Origin of the sequence: Salinimicrobium sp. WS361 (genome assembly GCF_050750585.1) — a bacterium.
Classification (GTDB): domain Bacteria; phylum Bacteroidota; class Bacteroidia; order Flavobacteriales; family Flavobacteriaceae; genus Salinimicrobium.
Window position 1 is genome coordinate 21,207 of record NZ_JBOJLM010000018.1, and the last position, 17,568, is coordinate 38,774.

The 17,568-nt window shown below is 35.8% G+C and carries 18 protein-coding genes; 6 read left to right on the plus strand and 12 right to left on the minus strand.

Annotated elements, in window-relative coordinates:
* The 11 genes from ACQ93I_RS14735 to ACQ93I_RS14785 form a co-directional block, all read right to left on the minus strand.
* On the minus strand, positions 1 to 861 hold the full coding sequence (locus ACQ93I_RS14735) for a glycosyltransferase (RefSeq protein WP_431699170.1): 861 nt from the start codon (positions 859 to 861) through the stop codon (positions 1 to 3).
* Positions 862 to 960: 99 nt separating this feature from the next.
* A complete protein-coding gene (locus ACQ93I_RS14740; protein ID WP_431699171.1) occupies positions 961 to 2,094 on the minus strand; it encodes a glycosyltransferase in 1,134 nt (377 codons plus the stop codon).
* Positions 2,091 to 2,981 (minus strand): glycosyltransferase family 2 protein, encoded by an 891-nt coding sequence (locus ACQ93I_RS14745; protein ID WP_431699172.1) that lies wholly within the window; start codon positions 2,979 to 2,981, stop codon positions 2,091 to 2,093. The genes ACQ93I_RS14740 and ACQ93I_RS14745 overlap by 4 nt, the downstream gene beginning before the upstream one ends.
* 40 nt (positions 2,982 to 3,021) lie before the next feature.
* On the minus strand, positions 3,022 to 3,891 hold the full coding sequence (locus ACQ93I_RS14750; RefSeq protein WP_431699173.1) for a sulfotransferase family protein: 870 nt from the start codon (positions 3,889 to 3,891) through the stop codon (positions 3,022 to 3,024).
* Complete coding sequence (locus ACQ93I_RS14755; protein WP_431699174.1) at positions 3,884 to 4,966, minus strand: DegT/DnrJ/EryC1/StrS family aminotransferase; 1,083 nt, start codon at positions 4,964 to 4,966, stop codon at positions 3,884 to 3,886. Before ACQ93I_RS14755 ends, ACQ93I_RS14750 begins: the two co-directional genes overlap by 8 nt.
* Before the next feature lie 10 nt (positions 4,967 to 4,976).
* Positions 4,977 to 5,735 (minus strand): FkbM family methyltransferase, encoded by a 759-nt coding sequence (locus ACQ93I_RS14760; RefSeq protein ID WP_431699175.1) that lies wholly within the window; start codon positions 5,733 to 5,735, stop codon positions 4,977 to 4,979.
* A 26-nt stretch (positions 5,736 to 5,761) separates the two neighbouring features.
* Positions 5,762 to 6,976: an ABC transporter ATP-binding protein gene (locus ACQ93I_RS14765; protein WP_431699176.1), complete on the minus strand. Its 1,215-nt coding sequence runs from the start codon at positions 6,974 to 6,976 to the stop codon at positions 5,762 to 5,764.
* 3 nt (positions 6,977 to 6,979) lie between these two features.
* Positions 6,980 to 7,825 (minus strand): ABC transporter permease, encoded by an 846-nt coding sequence (locus tag ACQ93I_RS14770; RefSeq protein WP_431699177.1) that lies wholly within the window; start codon positions 7,823 to 7,825, stop codon positions 6,980 to 6,982.
* A gap of 29 nt (positions 7,826 to 7,854) precedes the next feature.
* A complete protein-coding gene (locus ACQ93I_RS14775; protein WP_431699178.1) occupies positions 7,855 to 8,979 on the minus strand; it encodes a glycosyltransferase in 1,125 nt (374 codons plus the stop codon).
* Positions 8,976 to 9,890, minus strand: a complete 915-nt coding sequence (locus ACQ93I_RS14780; RefSeq protein ID WP_431699179.1) for a glycosyltransferase — start codon at positions 9,888 to 9,890, stop codon at positions 8,976 to 8,978. Before ACQ93I_RS14780 ends, ACQ93I_RS14775 begins: the two co-directional genes overlap by 4 nt.
* 41 nt (positions 9,891 to 9,931) lie before the next feature.
* Positions 9,932 to 10,888, minus strand: a complete 957-nt coding sequence (locus ACQ93I_RS14785; protein WP_431699180.1) for a glycosyltransferase — start codon at positions 10,886 to 10,888, stop codon at positions 9,932 to 9,934.
* 244 nt (positions 10,889 to 11,132) lie between these two features.
* Here ACQ93I_RS14785 and ACQ93I_RS14790 point away from each other — a divergent pair, with 244 nt between their 5' ends.
* From ACQ93I_RS14790 to ACQ93I_RS14815, 6 genes are all read left to right on the plus strand, one after another.
* Positions 11,133 to 12,080: a polysaccharide deacetylase family protein gene (locus ACQ93I_RS14790; RefSeq protein WP_431699181.1), complete on the plus strand. Its 948-nt coding sequence runs from the start codon at positions 11,133 to 11,135 to the stop codon at positions 12,078 to 12,080.
* A complete protein-coding gene (locus tag ACQ93I_RS14795; protein WP_431699182.1) occupies positions 12,068 to 12,877 on the plus strand; it encodes a formyltransferase family protein in 810 nt (269 codons plus the stop codon). Before ACQ93I_RS14790 ends, ACQ93I_RS14795 begins: the two co-directional genes overlap by 13 nt.
* A 185-nt stretch (positions 12,878 to 13,062) precedes the next feature.
* Positions 13,063 to 14,487, plus strand: coding sequence for a UDP-glycosyltransferase (locus tag ACQ93I_RS14800; RefSeq protein ID WP_431699183.1), 1,425 nt, complete (start codon positions 13,063 to 13,065; stop codon positions 14,485 to 14,487).
* A 73-nt stretch (positions 14,488 to 14,560) separates the two neighbouring features.
* On the plus strand, positions 14,561 to 15,703 hold the full coding sequence (locus ACQ93I_RS14805; protein WP_431699184.1) for a glycosyltransferase family 4 protein: 1,143 nt from the start codon (positions 14,561 to 14,563) through the stop codon (positions 15,701 to 15,703).
* Between the two features lie 277 nt (positions 15,704 to 15,980).
* A complete protein-coding gene (locus ACQ93I_RS14810; protein ID WP_431699186.1) occupies positions 15,981 to 16,199 on the plus strand; it encodes a hypothetical protein in 219 nt (72 codons plus the stop codon).
* Entirely contained in the window at positions 16,199 to 16,504 is a 306-nt protein-coding gene (locus ACQ93I_RS14815; protein WP_431699187.1) for a type II toxin-antitoxin system RelE/ParE family toxin, read from the plus strand. Before ACQ93I_RS14810 ends, ACQ93I_RS14815 begins: the two co-directional genes overlap by 1 nt.
* Before the next feature lie 153 nt (positions 16,505 to 16,657).
* On the opposite strand, the gene ACQ93I_RS14820 is transcribed toward ACQ93I_RS14815, so the two are convergent.
* On the minus strand, positions 16,658 to 17,500 hold the full coding sequence (locus ACQ93I_RS14820) for a class I SAM-dependent methyltransferase (RefSeq protein ID WP_431699188.1): 843 nt from the start codon (positions 17,498 to 17,500) through the stop codon (positions 16,658 to 16,660).
* Positions 17,501 to 17,568: the final 68 nt, after the last annotated feature.

The window sequence follows — 17,568 nt, forward strand, 5'->3', positions numbered from 1 at the left end:
TTACGAAAGTAGTCTGTTTAGAATCCTGAAATGATACTTAGAAACCGGTTTTAATTTAAAAAGCTGCCACCACCAATAAAAAGCTTCTTTTGTTAAATTTCGATTAATTAATTGATTAATAAAATTCAAACCCAGTGTCACTTCTTTCTTCTTTAGCTCTAAAATTGAAGAAGGATCATTCTCCACTTGAACTGGTAAACTTTTTTTATACAGCCTATGAAATTCACTAGTAGATTCATACCAGGACTGATCCAAATTTCCCTCTGAAAAATGCTCTATTAGTATTTTACCGGTAACACCTATCTTTTTATCATGTATTCTGTTTAGCAAGGATATGGACAAGTCGTAATTATGAAAACCTTTAAGGCGCTCATCAAAATTAATTTTTGAATCTTTCCTCATTGCCATAAACACTCCGTCAATTATCGCAACTTCGATTAATTCTTTCCCATTGAGACCATGCTCCCAATATTCTTTAGGCTTGTATTTAAAATGTTGAATTATCCGCCATACGTTATCATTGGATTGCCACCAGGCCGAAGGCATTTTAGTTTTTTCTCTGGATCCGGCTACCCCAATTAACCCATATTGTGAATGCTCTTTAAATAAATCTAAAAGGGTCTTTCCCCAATTAACTGAGTGTATGATAATGTCTTCATGAATAAAAACCAGGAATGGGTAGACAGATTTTAAACTTGATAGGTTGTAAGCTTCAAAAATGGAAAAATTGTTTTGAGAATTATCAATGGAAATAAATTCATAATCGCAACCAATTGTCTCTTCTATATTTTTCCGCAAAAAAATGGATTTTTTAACATTCCGAGAACATACAATAACAGATATCCCTTCTTCTCTTTGCACTACAACTTAAATAAAAACGTGAATTAATTTTATTTTTTAAATATTCTATTTAAACAATTAAGAATTCCAATTAACCATATTATAATAAAATTACATTATTTAGAAAGATTTAATCTCCTCAAAGATTTTGGGAGCCTGTACATAAGGATTAAATTCAGAAAAACTAGCTATTGCCCTTTCTCCATCTATTACAATTTGCTTTGGGTGATTAAAATATTCAATTATTTGCATCGCCATTTCCTTTATATCAAGATAAGGAACAATTTTACCGCCTCCATTAAGTAAAATTTCTTCAGTTCCCGTTGCTCCCTTAAAACATATTATTGGAATTCCCATCATACCGGCTTCGATACAAACCAAAGGGAACGGATCCTCACGTGAAGTCATTAAAAAAACATCAAAATCTTGGAAAATTTCTTCTGGTTTAGAGTATTCATTAGTAAATGTGACGCTTTCGCTAAGACCTGCTCTTCTTATATCAAAATTTAATTTGTACTCATCAGTCTTGGACATTTTTCCTGCCCATTGAAAATTAATTTTGTAATCTGGGTAATTTATTTTTATAAAGGCGGAGACCTGTAAAAAAAGATCTACACCTTTTCGCCATTCCACAGTTCCTGCACCTCCAACGGTAAAAGAACTTTTTTGAAATATCTTCTTTTTCTTTTGCGGAACAAATTCATAAACAGTTTTAATTTTGCTGCAGTCAATGTTGTAATTATCCTCTAAAAACACCTTTACCTTATTGGATGCTGAAATAAAATGATCTACATTTAAAACCAATTTCTCAAAATCAGGAACCAAACTTTTAACTGCTAATTCTAACTCATGCTGATGAAGAATTAAGTTCATGTCCTTATTGAACTCTTTAATTTTGCATGCAATTGGCAGAGAAACGACAGTATTAGCATATATAAGATCAAAATTTTTAAGGGAGAGTTCTTTAAATAAAATGTCCTGTTTATTAGCACTTTTCTGAACAAACCCTGTTTTTTTAAAGATCCTATGGATTACAATTTCTAATAAAGATTTTCCCTGCATTTTATAATTGGAAAGTTCAAAATATTCATCAGAATTATTCTTAAAATTTTCATTTAATGGTCCGTCTTGTAAATTGAGAAGGCTAATTCTAATTTCTGGCTTATTTACCTTCAGCCACTGGAGGAAATACAAAAGCACTAATGGAGCTCCTGTTCGGGAGGTATTATGAGTAATAAAAAGAATATTTTTCAATAAAATATTTTTAATATAGAATAGTATATTGTGGAAAATTTGGATTTTAAATACTTCTGCTTCTTTCCATTCTCCATGAATAAAACAGCCAATAAAGCGTAAGTATGAGCTTTTTTTTGATAAATGTATCGCTTATATTCTTTTTCAATTAATAAATGGGAACCAATTATTCTAATAAAATCTAAATGCTGTTTATAAGCTTTAATCAGTTCGACTTTGTTTCTATGATATGAACCATGTATACCTCCCGCATGTATACGGTAAACTCCCATATTATCTTCTAATACAGCAGCCTTTCTGTTTGATTTTTTCATGACAATTAGAATTACACCTAAATCCCCAAAGGGTAAATTAGAAAACCAGTCTGGGAAATTTCCCAGAATTTCTCTTTTAAATAAAATAGAACATGTTGCAGTACGATTATTTAGGATATAATCTTCTATTTTAAAAATTTCATTTCCTGAACCGTTAGGTATAATAGAAGTTTTACCATTAAATTCGTTAATTTGATTTACTTTATGAAAGCATATACCGTATTCATTATGATCTTCTAAAAAATCTACCTGTTTTTGAAGCTTTAATGGATCTATCCAGTAATCGTCTCCATCCAGTAATGCAATATATTTCCCCTTACAATTTTCAATAATATTAATAAAATTATACAGCCTTCCTTCTTGCTGCCTTAGCTGATGATAAGAACCACCTGGTTGGCGGCGGAGTACATGAACCGATAAATTAGGATTGATAAAACTAAAATTTCTAATCTTTTCCAGTGTATCATCTGTTGAAAAATCATCCCCTATTACCAGCTCAAAAGGAAATTCAGTCTTTTGTTCGTCTATACTTTTTAAAGCCTCATCAATATATCCTCCATGGTTATAGGTCATCAACCTAATGCTTAATAGAATATTCTCGTTCTTTTTGGAGTTACAATTCATAATTAAACCTTATCAAACTTTCTTTTGCTATGGTATTAATTACCTCGATTTGTTCTTTATTTAATTCTCTTTTAAATTTTCCTATAGCTAGTTTGTCTGGCTTTGAAAGGGTCTTCTTTTTCCAGTCTAAAGTTTCTTTAGGCTCCAGATTCTGTTTATAATATTCCAACATTAATGGATTAAAATCAATATTTAAAAATTCACAAATGGTTTCAGTAGAATATTTAAAATCTATTACTAAATCTTCATAACGTAAAATAAGAGCTCTTTCATTTTCAAGATTAGATAAACTTTCATAAACACTTATATTATTGTCATTCCATTCATGTGCTATTTCTGCAATATCAGTAGACAGGTTAGGCACATAAGGGCTCTCTGTGTTTATTTTTTTTAAAGCAATATAAGACGCTGCAACATCCCGCCCGTCTCTGACAATGTATATAAATTTCGTTCTAGGATACAGCTTGAGTAAAAGGTCAATATGATGGATGTAATAATTATTTTTGTCCCCCCAAACCTTAAGATTCTTATTTTTTTGAAGACCAAATGTTATATGAACAAGTGCAGTTAAATCACTATAATTTCTTGGCTGGCAAATTCTAACATATTTTTTAAAAATAGAAAAACTAAAATGCCAGGTTTCAAATTTTCTCGAAGATGCTAAATCGAAACAGAATGAATTAAATCTTTCCTTTTCGTTGTCTTCTATCTTCCAGTCTTTGTATTTATCATACCACCACTCAATGAAACCGCATTCAGGTGGAACAGTAACTTCTGGGTGGGCTTCACAAATCACCCGCAACAGGGAAGAACCACTTCTGGGATTCGACAAGATGAAGAAGGATGGAATTTTATTCATTTAGCACCTGTTGTATAATCAAAATAATGAATTCTTGAGATTCAGCAGATAAATCGTGGTACATAGGAAGACATAAAATTTGTGTAGAGTAATTTTCAGCAATAAGGCAGCTATCTCCCTCAGCATAATCCATCAAATTTAGAGAAGGATAAAAGTATCTTCTGGGATATATATATAATTTCTCTAATCTTTGTTTAACCTTTAAGCAAACCTCTTCATTTTCAAATATTACAGGAAAATAAGAGTAATTCAGCTCAGTTTCAGGTCTAATCTTTAGGAGGCGAATATTTTTCTCCTCTACCAATCTCTCATAATAGTATTGAAACACCTTTTTTCGCCCGGTGATAAGAGTATTGATATAAACGAAGACAGCTAAGCCCAGCGCGGCTTGCAATTCACTCATTTTAGCGTTTATCCCAATTCCTTTGAATTTGTCGGGACCATCGTGCCCAAAATTGTGATGAAAATATAGTTTCTGGGAAAGGTTTGCATCCCCACAAAAAATAGCACCCCCTTCCCCGGTATGAAAGAGTTTGGTCGCATGAAAACTGCAGGTGCTTACATCACCAAAATTAAATATAGAAGTACCTTTATATGTTACTCCAAAACAATGTGCGCCATCATAAATTACCTTTAAATTATGTTTAACTGCAATTTTCTCTATTGCTTCTACATTACAGGGATTCCCAAAAACATGAGTTGCTAAGATTGCGGTAGTTCTATCAGTAACTGCGGCTTCAATAAGGGACTCATCAATTGTAAAATAGTCGGGATGAATGTCGACAAAAACAGGTTTACAATTTTCCCAGACAATACTACTTGTAGTGGCGACATATGAAAAAGGAGTGGTAATTATCTCCCCGGTTAAACCTAATGCTTTAATCGCTATCTGAAGAGGAAGGGTACCGTTAGTTGTAGCAATAATATTCGGAACCCCTAAATAGGTCTTAAGCTTTTCTTCGAGTTCTTTTACCAGCACACCACGATTTGTGATCCACCCGGCATCCCAGGCACGACTTAAAATCGCCTGGTATTCTTCCTGTGGAGGCAAAAAGGTTTTGGTTACTGTAATCATTCCTAATGAGTTATATTTTTTTATCTAAAACGCCATTCTTCTTTATAAAAACCAACTCACACAACCACAATACACCGTTGGAGAACGGTCTATTCATTTCGGTAATATCGAACATCCTGAAACCTTTTGAATCCAAATTTTCCAAAACCTTCAGCATAGTATTAGGAATTCTTTTGTTCATCACTCCTGCCTCCACCAGAATCACTTCTGTATGGGAAAGCAGATCTCCTGTTCCTTCAAGAACCTCAAGATCAAGCCCTTCAGCATCTATTTTAATCATTGAAGGATATTCGAGTCCTTGTGTCTTCACAAAGTCTTCCAGTCTTACCATAGGAATATTCACTTGTTTAAAGCCCCGTTCGGAAGCTTCGTCCACCGAATAAAGAAATGAACAACTGTCGTCCCGTTCGTGAATGGTGAAATTCATTTCCTTATTGGTATTACCCACGCCAACCTGAAAAACTTCATAATTACCACACTTTTTCAGATTTTCATGGATATCAGATTCCAACTCTTTTTGAGGCTCAAATAAATAGTACCGGGAATTGGGGAAAGCCCTCATACATTCTTTACTCCACGTGCCCTTATTAGCACCAATATCAAAAATGTTTTCCGGATGAAAATCCTGATCCTTAAGAAGGTTGTAAAAATCTTGTAGAAGCTGGTCCTTATTATATGTAAGATACGGAACAGCTTCCCTCTCCATCAATCTCTTATAATTTTCTAAACTTAAAATCTTAAAGCCCATCCTGCCGAAAATCCTCTTCATTAATATTATAAAAAATTTTCTCATAATCAGCGGGTTTCACTATCTATCAAATGAGACTCGAGTAAAAAAGGAGTCCAAATCTGAACATTATGATCTATTTTGATACTCACCGCTTTATGTATTTTATAAAAAGTATTTTTCCCCCTTTCGTCGGAAGCAGTGAATGTAACATTATAAATCCCTTTAGACATGTAAAGGTTTTTTAGACTAAATCGGAGGTGAATCTCCTTTTGACCATTAATCCGGTTTAATTCTTGTCCTTCGGGAAAAACCTCCGCAATACCCCGCTGTTCCTTATCATATACAGCAAGGGAAATAAAAGGAATCTTCTCGAGAGAATGAACCTCAATTATGAAATTCAGAGTTACACTCTCACCCCAGGGGACCAAATAAAGATTATTAAATATTGAAACGTCCTCCACATAAGCTTTTGACAGGCTTATTGAATTATCAGTAAAGACTACATCCGATTCTTCATTTGTGAGAAATTTTTCATGATAAAGGTCTATTCCAAGGGAAACATTCTCTCCCTGGAATTTCACTTCCCCATTCTCCATTAAAATAATCTCATTACACATTCGGGAAATCATCGGCATACTATGGGAAACGAAAATGATCGCTGTATTCGGAAGAATCTGGTCAATTGTTTTAAAACATTTCAGAATAAAACCTAAGTCGCCTACTGCCAGAACCTCATCGATAAGCAACACATCAGGTTCCATTTGGGCTGCAATGGCAAAGCCGAGGCGAACCTTCATCCCACTGCTGTAGTTTTGAACCGGCATATCTATAAATTCCCGAATTTCAGCAAAATCAATTATTTCTTCTAGCTTTTCATCAACTTCTTTCCTGGAGAATCCTAAAACTGCTCCATTATTATAAATATTCTCTCTCCCGCTTAATATGGAGTTAAATCCCGCCCCTAATTCTATAAGGGCTCCAACCCGTCCTTTAATGGTAACCTTTCCCGCATCCGGTTTAATGAGCCCGTTTAAGATTTTTAGCAGAGTAGATTTCCCGGCACCATTATGTCCAATTAGTCCCAGGCATTCGCCGCGCCGTAATTTAAAATTGATATCTTTTACAGCCCAGAATTCTTTATCTCTAAGTTCACGCTTTTCTTTATTTCCAAAAAGATTAGAAAAAAGGTCTTTAATCCCATAATTTAGACTCGTTTTTAAGTCTTTGCAAAATTTTTTAGAAAGCCCCTCTACCTCGACTAATGTTTCACCTTTTTCCATATATCAAGCACTTAATCGTTCAACGATTATTGGGATGGAGATCCTATATAATAGCAATGCAATAATAAACAATGGTAAACAAAGTACCATTAATATCATATAATAGGTCAAGAATTCTGGTGAAGCACCAGTTAAAAGATCACGACTGGTTAATATAACCGGAGTGAAGGGATTAAACTCCATTATTGTTCTCATCATCCCTTCTTTTGGCATGGCATAAACTACTGGAGTTATATACATTAAGAAACTAAATCCCATAGAAGTAATTTTAGCCACATCCTTATATAACATCCCAATGGGCGTTAGGAATAACCCGATTGTGGTCCCAAACAATAAGGCTCCAACAATTGCAAAGGGCAATAATAATAAGCCCCAGTGAAAACCCAGTCCAAATAAAAAAATGAAGATCAAAAGTAAAGCAATCTTTACAGATGCATTAAACAATAATTTATAAACCCCGGAAATGATTAATGCCTCCTTTGGGAAATTGATCTTACTCAGTAATCCGCGAGCAGAATTAGTGCTTTGAGATGGAGAGTTAATTGCCTCTGTAATTATTGACCACAGTAAAGTTCCCGAAAATACAAACACCGGATAGGGAATACCAGTATCTGTGACCTGGATAGTTCCTGAAAGATTTAAGAATACCCAAACTGCCGCAGTAGCAAGTGGAGTTAAAAAAGCCCATAAAATTCCTAAATAAGATTGTCGATATTGTGCCTTTATATCCCTTTCAGCTAGTTGCCTTGCTAAAAACCGGGAGTTATAGATATCATTAAGGCTCTCCTTTAGATGTTTTCCCAGACTTAAATTATTTTCTTTTTGATATATCCTGGTTTCTAAAGCCATTTATATTAAGGTTGTATTTTCCTGATATCTTAATTACCTGATTCCAGATAAATATTCAATGAATTATAAATTTGAGGGCAGATTTCAGCTGGTGTAAACTTAGAAAATAATTTTCTACTCTCCCGCCCATGCCGGCAGAGAAGTTCCCTATCCTCATAGTATTTAACGATCTGCTCAGCCATCTCTTCAATACTAAGATAGGGCACTATGGTACCACCGCCAATTTTTAAAATCTCGGTGGTACCTGTTGCATCTTCAAAACAAATGATTGGTATACCCATCCTACCCACTTCAATACATACTAAAGGAAATGGATCTTCCCGCGAAGTGAGAAGAAAAACGTCAAAACTTTTATAAGAATTATAAGGATCACTTGTAGGACCCTTAAAACTAAGTTTATTTTGGAGACCTAATTTTCTAATATCCTCATCCATAATTAATTTCTCTGTAACTGGAAGAGATCCCACCCAGTTAAAATGAATTGGCAAATAAGGATAATTTTTATTTAAATATCTGCATACCTGTAAAAAAATATCTCCTCCTTTTCTCCAGTGTAAGGTGCCGGATGTTCCCACGGTGAAATTATTTAATTCCTTGTTATCTTCACCTATAACTTCCATGGGAGAAAATTCGTAAATAGTATTTACTTTTCCAGGAAGAACTTTATGATTATCTATTAAATTTTTTCTTACAAGATTTGAGGCTGCTATAAAAAAGCTGATTTTATTTATGTACATATCAAAAGTAGGAAGGACAAGTTGTATAACTGTCTCCAATTCATGGACATGACATATTAGTTTGCTATTGCAATAACTTAATATTTGTGAAGCTACAGGGAGTGAAGATACTGTATTAGCGTAAATTACGCTATAATTCTTCTGTGCGAATTCTTTTATCCATAAATCATCAAACCCTAAAAAGCCCAAGAAATTTTTCTTAATTACACCATATAATGGAAGACTCGAATTCTGAGGCTTTATCGTGAAATTATCTCCTGCTTTTCTAAAATCTTCCTCCAGTTCTCCTCCCTTTAAAGCTAAAATATCAATATAATACTGTGCATAATTCTGTTTCAGCCATTTAATAAAATAAAGTAAAACTATTGGAGCACCCGTGCGGGATGCGTCGTGTGTGATAAAAAGAATTTTTTTCAATTTTTCAGTGACTTTTTTCTTCTTAGAGAATATAGATATAATCTAGGAACCGAAAAATTTTGTTTAAATAAAAAAAGTTGGGTCATCATTAAAAAAGATTTTAAGTACCGTCCCTCTTTAATATAGCTAGCCATAATACCGATTCTAAAATTTAATATACTCTCTTGAAGTAAATTAATTCTTTTTTTAAATACAGGATCGGCTTTTAAATGCTGAAGTATATCAACATTCACCTCTCCTGGTTTACTTTTTTCCTGTCTTAAAGACGTAGAAGTTCCAAAACCCTTTCGATAAACAGCGGTAGGTTTATTTAAGTAATAAATTTTTCCTCCCTGGCTTATTACCAGCAAATAAGTAGGCCAGTCTCCATAAGGAAAAGAAGGAATCCACTGTTTCATTTTATCAGTAAGTGGCACCTTCCTAAATAATGCAGTAACGGAGGCAATATAATTACCTTTTACCAGATCCTCAAAATTTGAAATTTGTGGGCCATTATTTTTTCTAGGTTCATCTTTTTTACCGGTTGGAAATAAATCAATCTTGTTTGTATAAATAATATTAAAATCGGGATTTTCTTCTAAAAACTCCACCTGCTTCTGAAGTTTCAGAGGATCTATCCAATAATCGTCTCCATCGCAGATCGCAACATATCTTCCAGTACAGGCACTATAGGTTTTCACATAATTTGCTCCTAAACCCAGATTCCTTTTGTTAAGCAATAGCTTTATTTTTTTCGGATTCTCTTCAGCATATTTTATGCAAATTTTTCTTGTTTGGTCCGTACTGCAATCTTCTCCGATCACTAATTCATAATTAAAGCTCGTAAGCTGTTTCAGAACACCTTCTATAGCCTGTGCTATGTATTTTTCCTGATTATAAGTTAACATAAATATACTTACACAAACTGCCATTATAATTGTTTTATCGAATCCAATTTTTTTCTATAAATTTGCTAGAAATCTTGTGTTATATCTTTATATATACGCAGGATCTGAGATCTGGGAGTACAATTATTATGAAAGTATTTTTTCCCTCCAGAAGCCACTTTCTTGTGATAGGTTGGGTTCCTTAGCAGAAATTTAAATAATTCAGGAATTTCCCGCGTATCTTCAATCATATGAATTTCTTCGCCATGAATTGGAAAGACTGGTAAGTAGATTTTCCATGGAAGAGAAAGCAGAAATGTTCCTAAATTCAGATATTCTCCCACTCTCCAACTTATAGCCCCTAATACAGCCGGGTTGTTGAAATTAACCATTGAACGAGAGGATTTTTTTTCAAATTCTTTCCAACTATATCTTTTAGTGCCTAAGGCCTCATCCAATTGCGAAAAATTTCCCTCTTTTCGAGGTACTAATCCTCCTTCAAAGTTAATCGTGGAATTACTTCGGCAGGTTTTTATGAACTGTGCTCGTTGAATATTCGCCTCGCCCTCCTTTTTCCAAATAGACCCGGAAAAAAAAATATAGTTAGTAAATTCGTAAGTGTTCTTAAAATTCCGGTAAGGGGGGCGCTTGGTGTGAGCGCTTATGTCTCTCAAAACTTTTTCAAGACCACACTCCCGATACCAGTCGAATCCAAATAGTTTCTTATAAAGCCACCACAAATTAACCGGGTAATGTGGAAACAGGGCTCTAACCTTTGGCAAATTGTAGTCTGGCTTCTCTTTGAGCTTATTTGTAGTGTAATACAAAGCAGCCTCATCGTATAACCCCTGTTGTACACCTATGGGATCGTGATTGTCAATAACAATATTTTTTTTACCTATTCTTAGGATCAGAATGGGTGTACCGTTCCATTTTCTGAATTCCTCATTTGGTTCATATTCAAAACGTCCAATTTCATTTAATCCCGCCAAATAATAGCTACTAACATAACTCGGAATATTTAAAATTTGAATAGTACCCATGGATTTTATTGAAGTGTAATTATAAGAATATTTTATCGCTTTTCAGATTTTCATTTTATAGCGACAATCGGAAGTTTTAACTGCACCAATGTCAGTTTCGCCAGGTCAAATATTATGACATTACCCCGTAGAGCTAAAAAAATAAATTATACCGGGGCAAATGGACTCTGATTAACCTATATTATAGAAAGGTTTATTTTTCCATCCAATAGAAATATCTACTTTTGATTTTAATACTTCTTAAATGCTTATAGTCGCCAATTATCATTACATCCGGGAAGATTTTTCCGCACCATATCCAAGTATTTTTGGTTTGACTCCTTCAAAATTTAAAGCACAGCTGGAACAGCTCTCCAGGTTTGGAAATTTTATTTCCCAGCAGGATTTACTTTACCATCCAAAAAGGGCATTTGAAAAGAACTTTTTTCTCATCACTTTTGATGATGGTTTGAAAGAACAGTATGAACTTGCCAAACCTATGCTGGAGGAGATGGGGATTCCTTACATTTTTTTTATCAACACCTCCAACTTCAGTGACAAGAAAGTTTCTTTGGTACATAAGATCCATTTACTGCGGTCACAGGTAGCCCCGAAAGAGCTGCTGCAGGAATTGGAGGTAAATTCACTTTCAGAAATAGAAGAAAAGGCTGCTGTAAAACATTATAATTACGACAGCAAAGAAAACGCCCTTTTGAAATATCTACTTAATTTTAAACTTAGCCTCGAACAGCAAAAGAAGTTTGTGGATCCTTTGTTTGCTGAAGTCTTTGAGGAAGAGAAAGTTGCAGAAGAGCTGTACTTTACAGAAGAAATGCTTCAGGAATTGTATAAAAAAGGGGTTTTAGGATCTCATTCCCACCGGCATTTACCCCTGGGACTAATTTCATCTGCTGAGGTTGAAAAGGAAATGCGGAACACGCAGGATTTCTTTTTAGAACGCTTCGGGCAAAAGGCAGTTTCGCTGAGTTACCCCTATGGTTCACGGGATTCCTGTGAAGGGATTCAGGAAATTGTGCAAAAGGCGGGGTTTCAGTTAGGATTTACCATGGAAAGAGCAGGCAATATCTCCTTAAAAGAAGACAGCCTTCTTATCGCCAGATACGACTGTAACGATCTACCCGGCGAGAAAAACAATTTGTTTGGAAATGAAGATCCTTTTAAACTTTCAGCTTTAAGACAATGGCATATATAAGAACAGTTTTACTTACAAGTAATAGCCTGCGGCATAAATATATTGCCCACTGCCTGGCTTCGAAACTCGATCTTGCACTAATTGTTACTGAACAAAAATCATCACGCATAACCGAAACCGGTGGTTATAACGAGGACGAAGCCTTATTCATCAGGCAACATTTTATAGCCAGAGAAACTTCAGAAAAGAAATATTTTGGAGAGTACAGCGAATTTCCTTCTAATATACCTTTACTGGAAGTAGAGCATGGAGAAATCAATAGTTCGCAGGTAGTTAAAACTATAGAAAAGGTAACAGCTGATTACATTGTCCTCTTTGGAACCTCTATAATAAAGGACCAGCTGTTAGAAAAATATTCCGGGAGAATCATTAATCTGCATCTTGGCCTTTCCCCCTACTATCGGGGTTCAGCCACAAATTTGTTTCCCTACTTCTTTGGAGAACCCGAGTGTATTGGTGGCACTTTCCATCTGGCTACTGCAGAGGTGGATAAAGGAGAAATTTTGCACCAGTTTCGCCCGGATATAAGTCCAGACGATAATTTGCATGACATAGGGAACAAAGTTATCTTAAAAGGTGGCGAGATCCTTCCTGAGATTCTGAAGGATTATGAGGTCGGGAAAATTATACCCGAAGGACAAAAAGGTTCCGGGAAAATCTGCAGGAATAAAGATCTGAGTCCGGAGGTGTTAAGGGACATTTACAGGAGTTTTGATGCAGGTTTAATTGAGGAATATTTGGCAGATAAGAGAATAAGGAATGAGGCTAAACCCATAATTTCGAATTACGCAAATTAAAGTGAATTTCACAGATTAAGTACAAGTACCAAATTCCAAGCACCAAATTCCAAAGTGGAACCTCTCAATTAGCAAGCTATAACAGAGATATTCGTGAATTCGTGGCTGTTTTCAATTTGCAATTAAAAACTATCAAATAACCAATTAACCATTCACTAATTCCCCATTCCCAAAAAACCTTATATTTGAATCAAACCAAATCAGCCGGCGCTTTGACAGCTAAAAAGAAGATCCTTATCCTGCTTCCCGATGGAGTAGGCCTGAGGAATTTTGCCTTTACCTCTTTTGTGGCAATAGGAGAAAAACTGGGTTGGGAGGTCATATTTTGGAATCATACTCCATTTGATCTTTCCCAATTCAATTTTAGCCAAATTAAGCTTCAGGGAAGAATCCGTTCCAAAACCGACCTGTTGAAAAGGGCAAAAATAGAAGCCGAGCTGGATCATTTTTCAAGAAAATTTGAGGACCCTGTTTATCAAACCTACAAATTCCCGACTTCTCAAAAAGGAATTAAACCTTTTATTAAGAACAGAATCATCAGTTTATTAATTAATAATCATCGGGGAGAAGAAGGATTGCAACGGCTTCGAAAAAAATTAAAATTCTCAGAGAGGAAGGGCTCCTTTTACGAACACTGTAAAACCATCCTGCAAAAAGAAAAACCGGATTTTATTTTTTGTACTAATCAGCGACCTGCAGCTGCTATCGCCCCTCTCACCGCCGCACTGGATTTAAACATTCCAACGGGTACATTTATTTTTTCCTGGGACAACCTGCCAAAGGCTACCATGGTAGTGGAAACAGATTACTATTTTGTTTGGAGTGACTATATGAAAATGGAACTTCTGAAGTATTATCCTCATATTAGATCTGAACAGACTTTAGTGACGGGGAGTCCGCAGTTTGAGCCCCATTTTGACCTGACTTTGAGACAGAGCCGCCAGGATTTTTTCCGGGAACATAATCTTGATCTTTCTAAAAAATATATTTGTTTTAGTGGAGATGATAAAACTACCTGTCCGGATGATCCTCAATATCTGGATGACATTGCCGATTCAGTAAAAAAGCTCAATAGCGAAGGTTCAAATTTGGGAATAATATTCAGGAGATGTCCGGTGGACTTTTCAGATCGTTATGATGAAGTATTAACAAGGCACAAAGATCTAATTACTCCCATTGCTCCCCTATGGAAAAAAGTAGGTGATAACTGGAATACTATTTTACCCACAAAAAAAGATCTTGCTCTACAGATAAACACCATAATTCATACAGAAGCTGTGGTGAACCTTGCTTCTTCCATGGTATTCGACTACGGAATCTTTGATAAACCCTGTTTGTACCTAAATTATGAAGTTGAAAATAAAGAAGACAATACATGGACTCCTCAAAAGGTCTATAATTTTGTTCACTTTAGATCCATGCCTTCCACAAAAACTGTTTTCTGGGTAAATTCCAGAAAAAAAATTTCTAAAAAGTTAGAACTTGCACTTGCTGCCAAACCAGAGGATCTTAAGGAAACCAGGAAATGGTTCAAGAAAATAAATATACATCCCCCTCAAGAGGCTTCGCAAAGGATTTGGGAGGAGATTGAGAGGATTACCATGAAATGACGGACTGCTCAGCGACGGATTGCCACGTCCTCCTTTGTCGGCCTCGCAATGACAATATAACAAAGAATTGATAATGCATATTGGATTTTTAACTCCCGAATACCCACATCCCCGTTCCGGTCCTGCCGCAGGACTCGGCACCAGTATAAAGAATATGGCGACAGCACTTGTAGAAAATAAGGTGAAAGTTTCCATTTTTATATTTGACCAGCAGGAGGATGACATCTTTACAGAAAACGGAATAAAATTCCATTTCATAAAACATAGGAGCTTTAAGCTAATTGGCTGGTACCTGCACCGGAAATTCCTTCAGAATTACCTCAACAAATACATTGCTGTAGATAAAATTGACGCCATAGAAGCCCCCGACTGGACCGGGATCACTGCTTTTATGAAACTGCGTTGCCCTTTGGTAATAAGAATGAACGGCAGTGATGCATACTTCTGTAAACTGGAGAACCGGCAACAGAAGCAAAAGAATTTCTGGTTTGAGAAACTGGCGCTGCAGGGAGCAGATCATTTATTGTCTGTGAGCAGTTTTACCGCAGAAGAAACCCGAAAGATCTTTCAGCTTAAAAAGAAAATTAAAGTAATTCCCAATTCGATAGATGTAAAGCGATTTCAACCCTTACAGGAGAAGATGCAGGAAGGAAGCATCCTTTATTTTGGAAGCATTATAAGGAAAAAAGGTGTCCTGGAGCTACCAGCGATCTTCAACAGGGTCATTGAAGAAGTACCTGGAGCACGACTCATTTTGGCGGGAAAAGATGTGCCGGATATAAGCACAGGAAAATCTACCAAAGAATTAATGATGAGACAATTCAATTCTTCAGCAGCAGAAAAAGTAGAATGGTTGGGAAGTCTGCCGTATGAAGCTGTACTTGATGAAATTGCCAAAGCCCGGGTAGTGGTCCTTCCTTCCTTTGCTGAAGCTTTGCCCATGACCTGGATCGAAGCCATGGCTATGGAAAAAGCTTTAGTAACATCAAACATTGGATGGGCGAAGGAGGTTATGGTTGATGGAAAAACAGGTTTTATGGTCGACCCTAAAGATCATGAAGCCTTTTCAGAAAAAGTAGTTACACTATTAAAGGACCCCCGCCTGGCAAAGCAGATGGGCAAAGCAGCCAGGGGACGTGTTTTGGAAAAGTTTTCTACAGAAGTGGTGGTGGAGCAGAATATTAGATTTTATGAGGAGGTTGTGAAAAGGTCCTAATCATGATTGGAGTAGCCGACGGCAGATTGCTTCAGTCGCTTTGAAAAGCTCCTTCGCAATGACGGTTCTCAACGCGAACCGTCATTGCGAGACGGCTACCGCCGACGCGGCAATCTGCCAATCGTTACTCCAAACTGTCATCGTGACTACACTTCAACAGATTGCTTCAGATCCCGATTGGATTGCCTGCCCTCAAGCTTAAGCTCAACTTATTTAGCTTTAGAGGAAAAATAGAACGTCATGATTTTTTTAGTAAATTTGTTTAAAGAAATAACTTATGGATATTCAAACAACAAAACTGGAATTACTCAAAACTATTTTGGAGAATGAAGACGCTGAGTTTATCCAAAAACTTTCTGATTTTGTGAGGAAAGAGAAATCTGATTTTTGGTTTGATTTAAGTTATGCCGAACAAAAGGAAATTCAAAAGGGAGTTGAGGAATTGAAAAATGGAAAAAGAGTTTCTTATGAGACATTCTTAGAGAAAATTTCCTAATGAAAGTCTTTTTATCCGAGCTTGCTGAATTTAAACTTCTTCGTTTATCAGATTTTTTAATCGAAAAGTGGGATTTAAATACTCGTGATAATTTTATTCGAAAGTTAACTGATAAAATCAATCAAATATCTTCCCAACCTGACAGTTGCCCAAAATCGAATGAATTTGAGGGATTGTATAAATGTGTAGTAACTAAACAGACAACTCTGTATTACCGGATATTACAACATTCCAATGAAATTGAGATTATCACCATTTTTGACACCAGACAAAATCCTCATAATTTGAAAAATGACATCAAATAAATATCTGATGAAATTGTAGTGGCACTCAGAGTCTTCAGCGCAATTAATACTAAGAAGACGAACATTTGCTTTCCGATTCCCGAATTAACGAATCCCGGATTAACCATTCCCTAATCAACCAATTAACCCTACTAATTGATCATTATTCATTATTCATTGTATCGGGGTTCTGTAAACAATCAACTGAGCCCTGCTAAGACTGCGATTCAAACCTGATGGTATTTTCTGTTCTGCTTTCAATGCCCATTGTTTGAACCTGTTTTTCCTTTCACCCCATTTGTACAACCGGCCAAAACGCTCTAAAGTACCAACGGGATAGATTTCCACCTCTTTAAAAACCTTCTTCCCTGCAGTCTCAAAATGATTAGAGCTAAAGCTACGATTGGGGTGCGGATCGTTATCCTTCCATTTTTTAAATGCTCCCTTTTGGAATTTTGAAGGTCTATTACCTACTGGAATATGCCACCGAATCTCATCCAGGAACTTAGAATTCACCGCCGGTTCAAAAAATCTGGCCTCCCCATCTGCTTTTAAGAGTCGGGCTGTTTCCTGTAAAAATTTTTCTTCCAAAGGAATTTCCAGATGATGTAAAAAAGCTTTTCCTACCACATAATCAAAATTCTTTGAGGGTAGGTCATTGTTGAGAAAGTCGCCGCTTATAAAAGTAATTGGGTACCGAAAGTCATACGCTTCATTTAAGGCTTTAATTATCCTTCCACTAGAATCGGCTATATCATTAGCATAAACTTCAGCTCCAAGTGCTGCCATAACAGCTGCATTAGTGCAGTCGCCACAGCCCATTTCCAGAACTTTTTTCCCGCGGATCTTATTTCTGAAATCATTTTTATACATAGCAAACCAACTGGTTTCGGTAGTGGTAGCAGAGTCCAGAAAGCTATCCAGATGATTGATCCAGTGCAGAATATTTTTTATGTTATACCCGCCATAAAGCTGGTCATAGTGCTCTTTATTCTTCTGCTGATTATCTAAACTCATTCTGAATATTATTTGCTAAAAATAGAAAAATCTATTTTCTAACAGTTCTCACTATAAGCATCTTTACT